The organism is Deltaproteobacteria bacterium, from assembly GCA_016210005.1.
Classification (GTDB): domain Bacteria; phylum Desulfobacterota; class Binatia; order HRBIN30; family JACQVA1; genus JACQVA1.
The window spans coordinates 14,842-31,281 of sequence record JACQVA010000082.1 but is presented as its reverse complement, the minus strand read 5'-3'; the positions used below and the strand labels follow the sequence as shown (position 1 = coordinate 31,281).

At 66.0% G+C, this 16,440-nt stretch carries 13 protein-coding genes and 1 pseudogene; 10 read left to right on the top strand and 4 right to left on the bottom strand.

Annotation, left to right across the window (positions count from 1 at the left end; translation table 11 throughout):
- Positions 1–63: 63 nt before the first annotated feature.
- From glpK to HY699_08480, 6 genes and pseudogenes are all read left to right on the top strand, one after another.
- Entirely contained in the window at positions 64–1,527 is a 1,464-nt protein-coding gene (glpK, locus tag HY699_08505) for a glycerol kinase GlpK (GenBank protein MBI4515840.1), read from the top strand.
- A gap of 107 nt (positions 1,528–1,634) precedes the next feature.
- Positions 1,635–1,864: pseudogene (locus tag HY699_08500) on the top strand (AAA family ATPase).
- Positions 1,865–2,219: 355 nt separating this feature from the next.
- Entirely contained in the window at positions 2,220–3,584 is a 1,365-nt protein-coding gene (locus HY699_08495) for a sulfatase (GenBank protein MBI4515839.1), read from the top strand.
- The gene (gene wecB, locus HY699_08490; protein ID MBI4515838.1) at positions 3,584–4,729 is read left to right on the top strand and encodes a UDP-N-acetylglucosamine 2-epimerase (non-hydrolyzing); all 1,146 of its coding nucleotides are present in this window, start codon (positions 3,584–3,586) and stop codon (positions 4,727–4,729) included. Before HY699_08495 ends, wecB begins: the two co-directional genes overlap by 1 nt.
- Positions 4,726–5,997 (top strand): nucleotide sugar dehydrogenase, encoded by a 1,272-nt coding sequence (locus HY699_08485; protein MBI4515837.1) that lies wholly within the window; start codon positions 4,726–4,728, stop codon positions 5,995–5,997. The genes wecB and HY699_08485 overlap by 4 nt, the downstream gene beginning before the upstream one ends.
- Before the next feature lie 213 nt (positions 5,998–6,210).
- Positions 6,211–7,878, top strand: a complete 1,668-nt coding sequence (locus tag HY699_08480; GenBank protein MBI4515836.1) for a matrixin family metalloprotease — start codon at positions 6,211–6,213, stop codon at positions 7,876–7,878.
- A 54-nt stretch (positions 7,879–7,932) separates the two neighbouring features.
- On the opposite strand, the gene HY699_08475 is transcribed toward HY699_08480, so the two are convergent.
- The gene (locus tag HY699_08475) at positions 7,933–8,382 is read right to left on the bottom strand and encodes an SRPBCC family protein (GenBank protein ID MBI4515835.1); all 450 of its coding nucleotides are present in this window, start codon (positions 8,380–8,382) and stop codon (positions 7,933–7,935) included.
- Between the two features lie 230 nt (positions 8,383–8,612).
- Here HY699_08475 and HY699_08470 point away from each other — a divergent pair, with 230 nt between their 5' ends.
- From HY699_08470 to HY699_08460, 3 genes are all read left to right on the top strand, one after another.
- Positions 8,613–9,500, top strand: coding sequence for a HAMP domain-containing histidine kinase (locus tag HY699_08470; GenBank protein MBI4515834.1), 888 nt, complete (start codon positions 8,613–8,615; stop codon positions 9,498–9,500).
- 124 nt (positions 9,501–9,624) lie between these two features.
- Positions 9,625–10,239 carry a YceI family protein gene (locus HY699_08465; GenBank protein MBI4515833.1) on the top strand — a complete coding sequence of 205 codons (615 nt, stop codon included), beginning with the start codon at positions 9,625–9,627 and terminating at the stop codon, positions 10,237–10,239.
- Positions 10,240–10,334: 95 nt separating this feature from the next.
- Positions 10,335–10,778 carry a host attachment protein gene (locus HY699_08460; protein MBI4515832.1) on the top strand — a complete coding sequence of 148 codons (444 nt, stop codon included), beginning with the start codon at positions 10,335–10,337 and terminating at the stop codon, positions 10,776–10,778.
- Positions 10,779–10,797: 19 nt separating this feature from the next.
- Here HY699_08460 and HY699_08455 read toward each other — a convergent pair whose 3' ends face one another.
- The 3 genes from HY699_08455 to HY699_08445 all read right to left on the bottom strand — a co-directional run bounded on the left by HY699_08455 (position 10,798) and on the right by HY699_08445 (position 15,444).
- Complete coding sequence (locus HY699_08455; GenBank protein ID MBI4515831.1) at positions 10,798–11,811, bottom strand: 2-oxoacid:ferredoxin oxidoreductase subunit beta; 1,014 nt, start codon at positions 11,809–11,811, stop codon at positions 10,798–10,800.
- A 5-nt stretch (positions 11,812–11,816) separates the two neighbouring features.
- A complete protein-coding gene (locus HY699_08450; protein ID MBI4515830.1) occupies positions 11,817–13,685 on the bottom strand; it encodes a 2-oxoacid:acceptor oxidoreductase subunit alpha in 1,869 nt (622 codons plus the stop codon).
- Between the two features lie 187 nt (positions 13,686–13,872).
- Entirely contained in the window at positions 13,873–15,444 is a 1,572-nt protein-coding gene (locus HY699_08445; protein ID MBI4515829.1) for a ribonuclease E/G, read from the bottom strand.
- 357 nt (positions 15,445–15,801) lie between these two features.
- Here HY699_08445 and HY699_08440 point away from each other — a divergent pair, with 357 nt between their 5' ends.
- Positions 15,802–16,416 (top strand): HNH endonuclease, encoded by a 615-nt coding sequence (locus tag HY699_08440; GenBank protein ID MBI4515828.1) that lies wholly within the window; start codon positions 15,802–15,804, stop codon positions 16,414–16,416.
- Positions 16,417–16,440: the final 24 nt, after the last annotated feature.

Genomic DNA, 16,440 nt, shown 5'->3' with positions numbered 1-16,440 from the left:
CGCGAGCAAGATGCGCCGGGCGCTTTCGCGGCGCCGGTGGTCAGGCTATGGTGCGGAGCCACGATGAGCGCCGCCAACGCCACCCTGCTCGCTGTTGATGCCGGTACCACCGGCGTGCGCGCGTTGCTGTTCAACGACCGCAGCGAGTTGCTCGGCTCGGCTTATCGCGAGGTGCTGCCGAGCTACCCGCAGCCCGGGCTGGTCGAGCACGATCCCGAGCTGATTTGGCGCACCGTGCAAACGGTGATCGCCGCGGCCTTGCAGCAAGCGGGTCCGGCGGCGGCGGCGAAACTCGCCGCCGTCGGGGTGGCGAATCAGCGATCTACCACCGTGGTCTGGGAGCGCGGCAGCGGCCGGCCGGTGTACCCGGCGATCGTCTGGCAAGACGGGCGGACCAGCCAGCGGGTGGACGAGCTGCTCGACCAGGGCATCTACTCTAACACCATGGCTTCGGCGACCAAGCTGGAGTGGGTGTTACGCCACATCCCCGACGGCTTCGCCTGGGCGGAGGCGGGTGAGCTGTGCTTCGGCACGATTGACAGCTGGCTGGTGTGGCAGCTGAGCGGCGGCGCGGCCCATGTCACCGATCACTCGAACGCCTCGTGCACCGGCCTGTACGACTTCGCGCTCGGTGCTTGGGATGAGTCGGTGCTGGCTGCGCTGCAGATCTCTGCGCGCATGCTGCCGCAGATCCATTTCTCCAGCCAGCTGCACGCCACCGCTGCCGTAGCGGTGCTGCCGTCCGCGGTGCCGATTGCGGGAATCGCCGGGGATCAGCAGGCGGCCATGTTCGGCGAACTCAACCTCGAAGCGGGTAGTATCAAGATCACCTACGGCACCTCAGCGATGGTGGACGTGCACGTCGGCGATTTTCCGGTGCTGTCGCAGCGTGGGGCCTATCCGCTGGTGCTGTGCGGGCGAGCCGGCCAGCGGCCGTACTGTTTGGAAGGGACGGCGATTACGGCGGGGGCTGCGCTCCAGTGGCTGCGCGACGGGCTTGGCATCATTGCGGATCCCGCCGACAGCGCGGCGGTGGCCGCCAGTGTTCCCGACAGCGGCGGGGTGTGGGCAGTGCCGGCCTTTCAAGGCTTGGGTACGCCCTACATGGATGCGAGCGCGCGCGCCGTGATCGGGGGCTTGTCGCGGGCCAGCACCCGTGCGCACGTGGTGCGGGCGATGTTGGAAGGCATTGCCTACCGCAGCCGAGAAGTGATCGAAACTTTGCTCGAAGATGCGGCGACGCCACCGCCGCAGGTACTGCGCGCCGACGGCGGCGCGGCGGCGAACGACTTTCTGCTGCAGGCGCTGGCCGACACACTCGGCATACCAGTCGAGCGTCCGGCAGTGGTACAGGCCACGGCGTTGGGAGCGGCCTACCTCGCCGGGCTGGCCGTGGGTGTCTGGCAAGACCTCTACGAGCTACGCGACCGCTGGCGCTGCGGCGGCCGCTTTGAGCCGCGCCTGAGCGCGGACGCGCGCGACAGCCGCTTTCAGCGCTGGCGCAAAGCGCTGGCGGCGGCGCATTAGTTGATTTGGCAGCCGGTTCCAGAACGTCGGGCCGCGTCGCTATTTGTGCGTAACGGTGCAGCCCTGCGGCGCGGTACCTCAAGTGCGATCTCCCGAGCGTTGCGGAACTGCTGCGTGACCCGGAGTCTAAGCGTCGGCCAGCGAGGGCACCGTCGTCTTCGACGAGGTGCATCAGCTGCCTGATCCGAGCCGGCTGCTGAAGATCGGGGCCGATGCCTTTCCACATCTGAAGATCCTCGCCACGGGTTCATCAACCCTATCGGCGACGAAGAAGTTCCAGGACTCGCTCACGGGTCGAAAGCGTGAAGTCCAACTGCTTCCCGTGGTGTCTTGGTAGAGCACCAGCGCCATGCCCTGTTGATAGGGCGGCTCGACGCGCACGTTCCAGTGCTTCTTTGCCGCCGCCCACAACGCCACCCACCGCCCATCCGCAGCGATCCCGCCCGCGCTCACCAGCAGGTGCAAGTGCGGATGCGTGAGCATCAAGCGATTCCACGTATGCAGCGTCGTCGCTCTCCCCGCATGTCTTTCAGCCAGGGTAGGCCATGGTTGGGGTGAGGGGCGCGTGGGTTTCTGGCACCACCAAGTGGCACTTCGGTGACAAATCACTGACTGGCAAGCGTGCACCAGCAAGACGCATGACCGTTGACCGGCCCGGCGGGCCTGTGTAGAGCCGTGGGCGGCTGGTAGGGATGAGAACCGCGAAGAGTGGGGTGATCACGGCGCTGGCGCTGTCAGCAGTGTTGGCGTGGTTGGCCTGGCCGGCGCCGGGTCCGAACGTGTTGCTGATTACGGTCGATGGGCTGCGGCCGGACCGGCTGTCGTGTTACGGCGGCGCGGTCCCGGTTCCCAACCTCGACTGGCTCGCGGCTAACGGCGTGCTTTTCCAACACGCCACCACCGATGTGCCATGGACGACGCCGGCCCTGGCCACGATCATGACCGGAGTCGGCGCCAACCGGCATCAATTGCGTCTACCCGAGCAGCGCCTCTCCGAGCGGTTTGAAACCTTAGCGCAGCGGCTGCAAGACGCCGGCTGGACAACCGCGGCGGTTGTCGGCGCCTATCCCGCCGATCACACCACCGGTCTGGCGCGCGGCTTCGGCTATTACGAGGACCGCTACAATGCACCGATGGAGTACCCCAAGGCCAGAATCCCGCGCCTGCCCTCTGAGAGCTTTGATGATGCCGACGCGGCGCGCAACTACCACGCGCGCAAGGCCACGGCCGACAGCCGGCGCACCGACGAGGCGGTCACCGATGCGGCGATCGGCTGGCTCAAGCGCCACGGCCGGCGGCGCTTCCTGCTGTGGGTGCATTACTTCGGCGCCCAGGAGCAGCGCGACCAGCTGCGTGCCGCCGAGATCGAACGCGAGACGCTGGTGCGCCAGTACCCCGAACACGTGGTGCGCGTGGACCGCGAAATCGGCCACTTGATCGACAGCCTGGATGAACGCGGTTGGAGCGATGACACGCTCGTCGTTGTCCTTGGCTCGCACGGGCAAGACCTGCGCGAGCACTTCTTCGTCGGCCACGGCGCGAACGTCTACGAACCCGGGCTGCGGCTGCCGTGGGTGATGCGATTTCCCGGGCGCTTCCATTCCGGGCAACGGGTTGCCGCCGCGGTGCAGACGGCAGACGTGCTGCCGACGATCCTGGCTCGGCTCGGGGTCGGGGCGCCGGCCGGGTTGAGCGGGCGCGACGCGCTGGCGCCTGATTATGTTGCCGGCGACAGCTATGCGGAAACCTACCTGCCCGCGACCGCGGTGCTGAGCACTGCGGTACCGTTTGAGGGGCAGCAGGTGCGCCTCGGCTTCGTGGCTCGGGCGGTTCGTAGCGGCTCGTGGAAGCTCATTCGCAGTGAACCCTCAGCGCTGCTCGATACCAAGGCACCGCCGCCGGTGCCGGCGGCGCTGCCCGCGCTCTTCCTGCGCGAGGAGTTATACGATCTGGCCAACGACCCGGGGGAGACGCAAAACCTGTTGGCGGCGCAGCCGCAGATCGCCGCGCGGTTGCGCCAGCGCCTGCGTGAGTTCACTGCAAGGGGAGAAGGCTGATGGCGCAAGCGCGGATTCTCGTGGTGTTCGGCACCCGGCCGGAGGCGATCAAACTGGCGCCCGTGATCGACGCGCTGCGGGCAGCCGGCGAGGTGCGGGTGTGTGTCACCGCGCAGCATCGCGAAATGCTCGATCAGGTGCTGCGCGTGTTCGGCATCCGGCCTGACCACGACCTCAACCTGATGCAGGCGGGGCAATCACTCGGGGATCTCACCGGTGCGGTACTGACTGGACTGCGCCCGGTGCTGGCGGCGGAGCGCCCGCAGCTGCTCGTCGTCCAGGGCGATACGACGACGACGATGGCCGCGGCCCTGGCGGCCTTCTATCAGCGAGTGCCGGTCGCCCACGTCGAGGCCGGCTTGCGTACCGGCGATCGCTGGAGCCCTTTTCCGGAGGAGGTGAATCGGCGCCTGACCGCCGCGCTGGCGGACCTGCACTTCGCTCCCACGCCCGGCGCGCGCGACAACCTGCTGGCCGAAGGCATTGCGCCGCAGCGCATCAGCGTAACCGGTAATACCGGCATCGACGCCTTGCTGGCGGTTACACGCCGCTTGCGCAGTGGTGAGCTGGACGGGTGTATCCCTGACGCGATCGAGTGCGCCAGTGCCGGACGCCGCCTGATTCTCGTCACCGGGCACCGGCGCGAGAGCTTCGGCGCCGGCATGCACAACATCTGCGAGGCCCTGCGTGCGGTTGTGGCGCAACACCGCGACGTCGCGCTCGTCTATCCGGTGCACTTGAACCCGCATGTGCGTGAGCCGGTGCAGCGCTTGCTGGCGGCGGTGCCGGGCATCGTCTTGAGCGAACCGCTGGAATACCTGCCGTTCGTGGCGCTGATGCAGCGGGCCGAAGTGCTGCTTACCGACTCGGGGGGAATCCAGGAAGAGGCCGCGGCGCTGGGCAAGCCGGTGTTGGTGATGCGCGAGAAGACCGAGCGGCCCGAAGGCATTGCCGCCGGCGTGGCGCGGTTGGTGGGGACCGATCCGGTGCGGATTGTCGACGAAGTCACCCGCGCGCTGGCGGAGCAGGCCGCGGGCCGCTGGCAGGCGCCGGGCGGCAACCCCTACGGCGATGGGCGCGCCGCCGAGCGCATCGCGGCGGTGGTGCAGGCGTTCTTCGGCGAAGCGGGCACGGCGGAGCCATGAAGACCGTTTGTGTACTCGGGCTGGGTTACGTTGGGCTGCCCACGGCCGCGATGCTGGCGGCCGCCGGGTATCGCGTGGTCGGTGTCGATACCGATGCGCGCGTGGTGGCGCGCTTGGCCGCCGGTGAACCCCACCTCGATGAGCCGGGCCTGGCCACCGTGGTGCGTGCTGCGCTGCGGTCGGGCAATCTGCGCCCGGCCGTGCAGCCGGCAGCGGCGGACGTCTTCGTGATCGCGGTGCCGACTCCGTTGATTCGCGAGGGCGCTCTGCCGCGAGCTGATCTGGAAGCGGTGCGGACGGCGGCGGCGGCGATCGTGCCGTGCCTACAAGCCGGCAACCTGGTGTTGCTGGAATCGACTTCCCCGCCGGGGACGACGCGCGGCGTACTGGCAGCCGCCATCGAACGTGGCGGGCTGGTTGCCGGCCGCGACGTTGACGTCGCCTACTGCCCGGAACGGGTTATCCCGGGAAACATCTTGAAGGAACTGATCGCCAACGCGCGGATCGTCGGCGGCTTGACGCCGCGCTCGGCCGAGCGGGCGGCTGAGTTGTATCGCAGCTTCGTCGAGGGCGAGATCATTTGTACCGATGCCACCACCGCCGAACTCGTGAAGTTGATGGAGAACACTTATCGTGACGTCAACATCGCCCTGGCCAACGAGCTGGCGCGTATGGCCGAGGAGCTCGGCGTTGACGCCGGCCGCGTCGTCGAGCTGGCCAACCACCACCCGCGCGTCCACTTGCACCGCCCCGGCCCCGGAGTCGGCGGCCATTGTATCGGGGTTGACCCGTGGTTTCTGGTTGAACGCTTTCCCGCCCGCACCAAACTGATTCGCGCCGCCCGCGAGATCAACGACCAGGTGCCGTCGCTGGTCGTAGAACGGGTGCGGCGGTTGGTTGCGGGCGTGGTACGGCCGAAGATCGCGTTGCTGGGATTGGCCTACAAGGGCGACGTCGGTGATGTGCGCGAATCGCCCGCGATCCGGGTGCGCGATCTGCTACGAGAGCTCGGCGGGGTTGTCGTTGCGGAGCATGATCCGCACGCCGGCGACCGGCGTGACGAGGCCGCACTCACGTCTTGTTTGCAGGACGCGCATCTGGTGCTGCTGCTGGCCCCGCACACGGCCTATCGCCGGTTGCGGCCGGCGCAGGTGGCGAGCCTAGTGGCGCGACCGCTGGTGCTCGATACCCACGGCCACCTCGATCGCGCAGCCTGGCGCGCGGCCGGGTTTCAAGTCGAAGTGCTGGGTGCCGGCGGCGCCGACTGAGCCCTTTTCCTTCTGCTATGCGAGCCGCTTGAGCGCTCTCGCCAGCGCCACGCACTGCTGGCGACATGGAGATTGGTGCGCTTTCGTCGCCTTGGCGGCGAACGCCATTTTCCCGCCGTAGTTGTTTTCGCTGCGATCGCGTAACTGCTTGATCCGAAAAGAGTTGTTGGCCGGCAAACCCGTGGCACAGGGCTGGCACTAGCACCTGTCACCATGTGCTTACGGACTTTCAAGGCTGCGCTCAACGGTTCGCTGGTGCTCGCGCTCGTTCTGGCCTTTGGCCAGCGCGCTCGGGCCACCACCTTCGTGATGATGAACGAACAGGAGCTGGCGGCTCAGTCGGTGGCAGTGGTGACGGGCTCGGTTACCGCTATCGAAGCGCGCATGGAGGAGACCAGCGGCGCGATTCATACCTACATTCGGATTGCTCCTACAGAAGTCATCGCCGGCAACCTGCCTGAGGGTGAGATTGTCCTGCGTGAAATCGGCGGAGAGCTGCCGGGCGCCGTCGAGCGAGTCTTCGGCAGTGCGCAATACTCACTGGGCGAGCGCGTCCTGGTGTTCTTAAGCCAGAACCGCGACGGCACCCTGCGGACGACGGCGATGGCCATGGGCAAGTACACCATGCGCCTCGGCAAGCATGCTCGCATGCTGACCCGGTCCCTCGGTGAGGGCGTAGCGGTGATGCCGCGCACGGGCGGCCGCGTGGTCACCGATCCGGCGCCGGAGAACTTCAATCTCGATGAGTTCGTTCAGCGAGTGCGCGAATCGGCGCCGGCGCTCGGAGCGGATACTTACGGGCCGCCGGTCGTGATCCGGCCCGGTGAACTGAGTCAGGCCAAAGGCCAGGCGCAGTTCGCCGCTTTCACCTACTTGGGCTCGCCTTCGCGCTGGTTCGAAGCCGATGCCGGTCAGGCCGTTCCGTTCTTGATCGACTGGACGGGAGACAGCAAGATCGGCGCGGTGGATTCGCGCTACGCCATGAATCAGGCGATGGCGGCGTGGTCGAATGTACCGAATACCACACTGCGGATCAGCGACGGCGGCGTGACCGACCCGGTGCCGTTCAGTGGTTGCACCGGCGGCAGCCGCCTGATTTTCAACGATCCCTTTGGCGACGTTACTGACCCGACGAATTGTGGCGGGGTTCTGGCCATCGGCAGCTACTGCGCCACCTCGGCAGAAACTCGCATCGTCAACGGCACCACCTTCCGCCGCATCGTTATGGGCAAGGTTACATTCAACAACGGCTGGGAAAACTGCTCGTTCTGGAACAGCTGCAATCTCGCCGAGGTCGCCACCCACGAAATCGGGCACGCGATCGGTCTCGGACACGCCACTGATAGCGCTTCGACTATGGCGCCGAGCGCGCACTTCGACGGCCGTTGCGCCGCGCTCGGCACGGACGAGGTTGACGCCGTCAACTTCATCTATCCGCAAGGCGCCGCGCTCACTGCGACCGCCACCCGGCCGGTCCCGACTGCGACACCGACCCCTACCGGCACCTACACCATCGCCCCGACCCGCACCGCTACCCGGACCCAGACGGCGGCAGCCCGCACCGCCACTCCGACCCGGACGTGGACTCGCGTTCCGACCCGCACTCCGACCCGCACGGCTACCCGCAGGCCTACCGCTACCGCGACCCCGGCGGGCGCGTGGGTGTCGACCCAGACCCCGACGCGCACCGCCACGCGGCGTGCGACTCGCACCTCGACCCGTCCCCCGACTCCAACCCCGACCTCCACCCGGCGGCCGACCCGCACCCCAACCGCCGTTGGCTTGGCTGGGGCGGCCAATTCGTTCGATGGGCAGCTTGGACTGGGATGGGCTAGCAGCTTGCGTCACGCCTTCGCGGTGCTCGCCGACTCGTGGCGCTAGCCGATCCCCCGAGGCTCGCGTAGACCGCGTCGATCAGGGACTGCCCGCCCGGGTTCAACAACACGCGCTTCGTTCGCAGTGATGTTTGATGGCTTCCAGGGACGCCGCCACCGTGGCCTGCGTGCGCGGGCCGAGGTAGCAGTGCTCGACCACTACGCCGACCAACGGGATCGGTACGCGCACCAGCATGGCGGCCGTCAGCCGGCAGCTGCCGGGGTGCGGTGCCAAGGTGTAAGTCTCGTCGAAGCGAAACGGTCCAACTCCCAGCAAGGAGCGCAGCGTGCGCTCCGGCACCACCGCCTGTGGGCGGTCGTGTAGGGTGCGAAACGGTCCGTTGGTATAACGCCAGCGTACGTGCTGGCCAGGCCGGGGATAGTCCGGCGGTGCATCGAGTGCAGCCGCCACGCCGGTATCCCACTGCACCACCTCGGCGGGGTCGCACAGCGCGCGCCAGACGCGCGCGGGGGGTGCGCCGATGTCGACCGAGACGGTGAAGGCATACATTGAAGAAGCACCGAGTCGCGCGGACTACATCGCATACGATGCGCTGGTAGGGAAGGGCGGGCGCTCCCGGTTGAGGGGGTTCTTCGTTGCTATTTTCCTGACGTTCCTTCTCGATCCGTTGCCTCGCCAACATCGGTTGCGAGTCCGCGTGCCGCAGCGGTGTCCGGCAGTGCGGCCGGCGCGGTTGGCACACCGGCTGCGTGCGCTAAAGCGGGAGAAGGTGATTGGCAATGGGAGCGCAAGGAATTTCGAGCGAAACAATCTGTGCGGAGAAGGCGCCGCTGGCCCAGTCCAGCCTCGATGTTCAGCGCCGGCTCGACAACGCCACGACGCAGCTCGCACATCACACGCAGGAGCTGCGGCGGGCGGTCGAAGCGGCACGCCGGCGGGCGCGAGAATTGGCCGACGCCAACGCGCGCTTGCGCATTCTTGATCGCTTGAAGACGGATTTCCTGGCGTTCATCTGCCATGAGCTGCGGACTCCGCTGACGCACCTCTCGGCGATCGACTTGATCGATGCCGCCGCTGACGATCCCGGCCAGGTCAAACTGCTACAGGTCGTTCGCAGCGGCTACGAGCGCTTCGAGAATTTCATCCATCACGGTCTGGAATACTTTCGCTGGCTCAGCGCGGAACGGTTGGAGCCGAACGGCCACACCGATCTGGTGGAGGTGGTCCGGCGAGTGTCGGCCGACATGCCGGCGCTGGCTTCGGCGGCCGTGCAACTGCGGATCATTGCACCCGCGGACCCGGTGGTGGTCGGAGCCGAGCAGGGGCACGTGGCGCACTGCGTGTCGATCTTGCTCGACAACGCGGTGAAATTTTCGGCCGAGGAAAAGAGCGTGCGCGTCATTATCCGACCGGCGCGAGAGCGGGCACTGCTGAGCGTCGTGGATCGAGGTAAGGGATTTCCGCCGGAATTAGCACAAGAGCTTTTCCGACCCTTCACCATTGCCGACACGATGCACCACAGCGCCGGCAGTGGCCTCAGCTTGGCCCTAGCCAGCGCCATCGTGCAGGCGTACGGCGGCAAGATCTGGGCGGAAAGTCCGGGACCGGGCCAAGGCGCCATATTCACGATGCAGCTGCCGGTGCCGGCGATCGCCGCGGCGCAGTGAGCACGTCGGCGGCGCTCTGGCTCCCGTTAGTACACGCGACATCTTGCGTTTTGCAGCGCCATCTGGCGCTATACAGCCGACAACGCTTCTGGACGGCCGCGGGATTGCGGCCAGGAGGATGGGTATGCGACGAAGTGTGCTCGCGGCGGTCGGCATTGTAGCTCTCGGTCTCCCCGCGCTCGGGCGGGCCTCGACTTGGGAGATCGATTCGGCCCACACCAGCGTCCAGTTCGCCGTGCGCCATCTCATGGTCTCGACGGTACGCGGCACCATGGGCAAGGTCAGCGGCGTGGCCAAGACGAACGACGCCGATGTGAACAAGTCGTCGGTCGAAGCCAGCATCGATGTTGGCGGCATCAGCACCCGCGAGGCCAAGCGCGACGAGCACCTCAAGGGCGCCGACTTCTTCGAGGTCGCGAAATACCCGGCGATTACCTTCAAGTCCAAGCAGATCACCGCCGCCGGTACCGACAAGTTCAAGATTACCGGTGACCTTACCATTCGCGGTGTGACCAAGGAGGTGGTGCTGGACGTGGAAGGCTCGCCCAAACCGTTCAAGGACCCGTTCGGCAACGTGAAGCTCGGCGGCCTGGCCCGCACGACGATCAATCGTCAAGACTTCGGTGTGTCGTGGAGCAAGCTGCTGGACAGCGGCGGCCTGGCGGTGGGCAACGACGTAGAGATCACCATCGACATCGAGTTGATTCAAAAGGCCGATGACGCGGCGGCGAGCCGCTGATCGGTGATCTGACGAGGCCGCGGTTTTGACCGACTCAGCTGCCGCGGGTATGGTCGCAAGCTAATCGGGTAATTGGCCAAGCAAGCGGGTGAGCGATGAATAACGAGACCTGGATCCTCATCAGCGATGCCAGCCGCGCGCGGCTCTTCAGCACCTCCGGGAAGTTGAAGCCGTGGGCACTGGTGCGGGAATTCGACCATCCGGAAAGCCGGGCGAAGGGGCTCGAGATCATGGCCGACAAGCCCGGGCGAGTGAAGCAGAGCATGGGTTCGGGCAGCCGCCCGGCAATGGCGCCGCCGACGCCGCCGAAAGAAGTCGAGGCCGAGCACTTCGCGCAACAACTCGCCGGGGTCCTGGCCGACGGACACGGGCACAACGCCTATGCGCGGCTGATTCTGGTTGCTCCGCCCTGGTTTTTGGGGCTGCTGCGCAAGGTGCTCAGTGCGCCGGTGAGCAAGCGCATAGTCGCCAGCCTGGATAAGGATTACACCCAGCTGCACCAGCGCGATCTGCCGGAGCGTCTGGCGGAGGTACTCTGACGCGGCCGGCCGTCGCGATTCAGTTGACCACCCAGCAGTCGCCGCGGCTGAAGAGCTCGTCGAGGTCTCCGGGGCCTTGTTTGAGGCGGGCTTGCTGTACCTGCTGCGCCATCGCCTCTTCGTAGACCGGTCGCGACACCGCGCGGAATACCCCGATGGGGGTGGGAAACTGCGGCGGCCGCATCGCGCTGAGCAGCGTCGCCAGCACCGGGTTGGTCTCGTCGTAGGTGATGACGTCGTCGCCGGTGGCGCCGGCGCCGAGCTGGACCACCTCGAGCGAATGCCCGCGCAGGCGGATGCCCTTGTCGCGTTGTTTGCCGAAGATCAGCGGCTTGCCGTGCTCGATCACGAGCTGGGTGTCGGCCTTGGTGTCCTTATCGGTCAGCGAGGCGAACGCGCCGTCGTTGAAGATGTTGCAATTCTGCATGATCTCGACGAAGGCCGTGCCCTTGTGCTCGTAAGCGCGGCGAATCATGTCCTGCAAGTGCTTGGCCTCGACGTCGATGCTGCGGGCCACGAATGTACCTTCGGCACCCAGTGCCACGGAGATGGGGTTGAACGGATGATCCACCGACCCCATGGGCGACGACTTGGTGACCTTGCCGAGCTCGGAAGTCGGCGAGTACTGGCCTTTGGTCAGGCCGTAGATGCGGTTGTTGAACAGCAGGATGTTGAGGTCGAGATTGCGGCGCAGCGCGTGGATGAGGTGATTGCCGCCGATGCTGAGCGCGTCGCCGTCCCCGGTGACGATCCACACCGACAGGTCCGGCCGGCTGGCCTTGAGGCCCGAAGCGATTGCAGGGGCGCGGCCGTGAATGGTGTGGAAGCCGTAAGTGTTCATGTAGTACGGGAAGCGGCTAGAGCAGCCGATCCCGGATAAGAAGACGAAGCGCTCGCGCGGAACACCGAGTTCGGGCAGGACTTTCTGCACCTGCGCCAGGATGGCGTAGTCGCCGCACCCCGGGCACCAGCGCACGTCTTGATCGCTGACGAAGTCTTTACGTGACAGCTTGGGAGCTGCTGGGTTACTCATGGTGCTTACGCCTCCAACAGGCGGTGAATCCGGCTGATGATCTCGGCCACCTTGAAGGGCTGGCCTTGGATCTTGTTCAAGCCGATTGCGTCGATGAGATATTCGGCCCGGATCAGCCGGACCAACTGGCCGAGGTTCATCTCGGGGACCAAGACATGCTCGAAGCGCTGCAAGATGTCGCCGAGATCCGGCGGCAGCGGATTGAGGTAGCGCAGGTGCAGGTGTGAGACCGCCCGGCCGCTCTGCTGCAACTGGCGCACGGCCGCGGCGATCGAGCCGTGGGTGCTGCCCCAGCCCAGCACCAGCACTTCACCCTTGGCCGGGCCGTGCAGCGTGCTGGGCGGGATTTCACGCGCGATCCCGGCCACCTTGCGGGCGCGCAGGCGCACCATCTGCTCGTGGTTGGTCGGGGAGTAGCTGACGTTGCCGGTGATGTGTTCCTTCTCGATACCGCCGACGCGGTGTTCGAGTCCGCGAGTACCCGGTCTCACCCATGGTCGCGACAGCGTCTCGGGCTCCCGCAGATAAGGAAAGAAGCCGACCGGGTCGGTGCGGAATTCCACCGCTATCTCGGGCAAGTCGCTGGCCTTCGGCACCCGCCACGGTTCAGCGCCGTTGGCTAGGTAACCGTCAGTGAGCAGGATCACCGGCGTCATGTACTTGAGGGCGATCTGCGCGCATTCGAAGGCAGCCGCGAAGCAGTCGGCCGGCGTTGCCGCCGCCAATACCGGCACTGGTGACTCGCTGTTGCGGCCGTAGATGGCCATCAGCAGATCGGCTTGCTCGGTCTTGGTCGGCAAGCCGGTGCTGGGGCCGCCGCGCTGGACGTCGACGATGACCAGTGGCAGCTCGACCGACACCGCCAGGTTGATGGTCTCGGCTTTCAAGCACATGCCCGGGCCGCTGGTGGTGGTGATTGCCAGCGCGCCGCCAAAGGCCGCGCCCAAGGCCGCGCCGACGCCGGCGATCTCGTCTTCGGCCTGGTAGGTATAAACGTCGAAGTTCTTGTATGTGGCCAGCTCATGCAAGATGTCACTGGCCGGCGTGATCGGATAGCTGCCGAGGAAAAGCGGTAGGCCGGCGCGCCTGGCAGCGGCGACGAAGCCCAGGGCGGTGGCGCTGTTGCCGGTGAGGTTGCGGTAGCGGCCGGGTGCGATGCGCGCCGGGGCCACCTCGTAGGAGGTGCGAAACAGCTCGCAGGTGTCGCCGTAGTTGTAGCCTGCCTTGAGGACGCGGATGTTCGCCTCGACCAACTCCGGTGTCTTCTTGAAGCGCTGCTCGATGAATTCAATCGTGGACTCGATGGGACGGTGGAACAGCCAAGAGGTGAGCCCGAGGGCAAAGAAGTTCTTGCACCGCATCATCGTGCGCGTCGGCAAGTTCAGATCCTGCAGCGCCGCGATGGTGAGCTTGCTCACATCAACCTGGAAGACCTGGTAGCGGTCGAGCGATGAGTCGGTCAGCGGGTTGCTTTCGTACTCGGCCTTCTTGAGGTTGGGCTCGCTGAAGGTCTCACGGTCGACGATCAGGATCCCGTTGGGCTTGAGGTCCGGGAGATTGACCTTGAGCGCGGCCGGGTTCATTGCCACCAGCACGTCGGGGTTATCGCCCGGCGTGAACACCTCGCGGCTGGAGAAGTGCAATTGGAAGCCGCTGACGCCGGCGAGTGTGCCCGCCGGGGCGCGAATCTCGGCCGGGTAATCGGGCAGCGTACTGAGATCGTTGCCCGCCAATGCGGTTTCGGTGGTGAACTGTGCGCCGGTCACTTGCATGCCGTCGCCGGAGTCGCCGGCGAAGCGGATCACCACGCCTTCGCGTTCTTCGACTGACTTGGCGGTGACGACTGCGGTGGCCGCCTCAGAGGCTGCGGACATTTCTCTCCTTCATTCTTGCCCAGCTCGCCGGGCATGCCGGCGCCGGCCATAATCGGCGCTGCGGTTACATATACTCGCCGAACGCCGGCTTCTCAATATTGGCGTGGCCGCCCGACTCTCCGTCCATGAATGAATTGGCCTGTAGGCCATGATTAGCGGCTTAACTCCCAGCCCCCCCCGCGGGCCGTTAAGCCGCGGCTTCGACTGCGGTGACCTCGCAGGCGCGATCGCTCAGATCGCTGGCGCCTTCGATGACGATCTTAGTGCCGAACTCGTTCTCAATCGCCTGGAGTGACCCCGACTCCGTGGTGGTCAGGAATTGCGCCACGCGCACCGGCACGCGGAGGTGCAGCCGCTCGATCCGCGGGTGGGCGGCGGCCTCACGGCGGATGCGGCGCAGCACCTCGTTGGCCACGGTCTCGGCGCTGCGCACCAAGCCGCGCCCGTCACAAATGGGACAGGGCTCGCCCAGCAGCTGCAGCAGGTTTTCGCCGCGGCGCTTGCGGGTCATTTCGACCAGGCCCAGCTCCGAGATGTGTAGGATGTTGGTACGGGCTTTGTCTTTGCGGACGGCGTCGCTCAAAGCGTCGTATACCTTCTTGCGATTGACCGGCTTCTCCATGTCGATGAAGTCGATGATGATCAGGCCGCCGATGTTGCGCAGCCGCAGCTGCTCGACGATCGTCTTGGCGGCCTCGAGGTTGGTCTTGAGCACGGTCTCTTCCTGGGTGGTCTTGCCGACGTAGCGGCCGGTGTTGACGTCGATTGCGGTGAGCGCCTCGGTATGGTCGATGATGATGTAGCCGCCCGACTTCAGCCACACGCGCCGGTCGAGCGCCTTATTGACTTGGTTTTCGATGCCGAAGCGGTCGAAGATCGGCTCGCGCTCGGTGTAAAGCTCGACGCGGTCGGTGAAGCGCGGCATGACCGCTTCGAGGAACTCGACGATGCGCCCGTGATCACGGCTGTTGTCGACGCAGACGCGCTGAATATCGGCGGTGAAGAGGTCGCGGATGGAGCGCAGGATGAGATCCATGTCGTAGTGGAGCAGAGTCGGGGCGCCGCCGCTTTCGCTCTTCTTCTGGATGCGGCCCCACAAGCGCAGCAAGAAGCGCACGTCGCCCTGCATCTCGCGTTTGCTCAGCCCTTCACAAGCCGTGCGAATGATGAACCCGGCGGTGGGTGGGCGCAACTCCTCGACTGCGGCCTTCAGTCGCGCCCGCTCCTCGGGGTCCTCGATGCGCCGCGACACGCCGACGTGATTGGTCAGCGGCATGTAGACCAAGTGCCGGCCGGGAATGGCGATGTGCGAGGTCACCCGCGCGCCCTTGGTGCCGATGGGGCCGTTGGCGACCTGAACGATGATTTCCTGGCCCTTCTTCAGCAGCGTCTCGATCGGCGCACGCGGTGGCGGCTGGGCCACGGGCGCGGCTTGCGGCGCCGCGCCGGATTCAGCGACCGCCACCGCCGGGGCGGCCGCCTTCGGCGAGCCGTTGTCGTCGTCGTACTCGACTAAGGCGTCCTCGCTGCTTTCAGGGTAGAAATCCGCCGCTCGCAAGAAGGCCGCCTTCTCAAGCCCGATGTCGACGAACGCCGCTTGCATCCCCGGTAACACGCGGGTGACCCGCCCCTTGTAGATGTTCCCGGTGATGCCGCGTCCGCGGGTACGCTCGATGAAGATCTCCAGCAGCCGGGAGTCCTCAACCAGAGCGACCCGTGCTTCCTGCGGGGTCGAATTGATGACTATTTGGCGTGGCACGGGCGTTAGGCCAGTCGGCGGGGCCGGCCCGTGGGCACCACCGGTCGTCCGGTCTGACGGCCGGCTTCCCGCTTGCCCTTCCGAAGTGATGTGATGCCCGGCTCAGCCCGGCTCCCGGGCGCCTCGTGCATTAAGCAGCTGATAGCCATAGCCCCTCCACAACAACCCAACCGCAGCCATCATATGGGCTAGGTTACCAGCGCGCAAGTCTGTAGTGCTTTCCCGAAGGGGTAACGCAGCCCATGTTCCTGCCAAATTAGGTGCTATGGATCTTAGCATGAGCCGTCACATTGTTGACTTCTGCGCCGGCGGCAGATACGCTGGCACGCAAATCGTAGCGGCTCTGATGGTTCGGGAATGTCTGCAACCGCCAGCGTACTTAACAGCAAGGTTCTAGTTCTTAATCGCTCCTTCCTGCCGATTCACATCACTTCGGTTCGTCGGGCATTTGCCCTGCTTTATCAGGGGGTTGCCGAGGCCGTGAACGGCCAATACCAGACCTTCGACTTCGACAGCTGGAGCGAATTGTCGGCCTCGGTGCACGACGACACGATCGGGATGGTCGATCGCGTCATTCGTGTGCCGCGGGTGATTCTGCTGGTTGCCTACGACCGGCTGCCGCGCCGGCAGGTGCGCTTCAGCCGGTTCAACATCTATGCCCGCGACCGCAACACCTGCCAGTACTGCGGCCACAGGTTTTCGCGCTCCGAGTTGAACCTCGATCACGTCGTGCCGCGCTCGCAGGGGGGAACCTCGCGCTGGGAGAACGTGGTTTGCTCCTGCCATGCCTGCAATCGCCGCAAAGGGGGCCGGACCCCGGATCAGGCTGGCATGCGTCTGCTGCGGGCGCCCCGGCGGCCGGAGTGGACGCCGTTCATGATGCAGACCTTTAGCTTGCGACACTACGAGGAGTGGGTGCCGTTCCTGTCCACCGTGGATGCCTCGTACTGGAACACCGAATTGCAGGAGTAAGTGGCCGGGCTCGCGTGGGCGGGC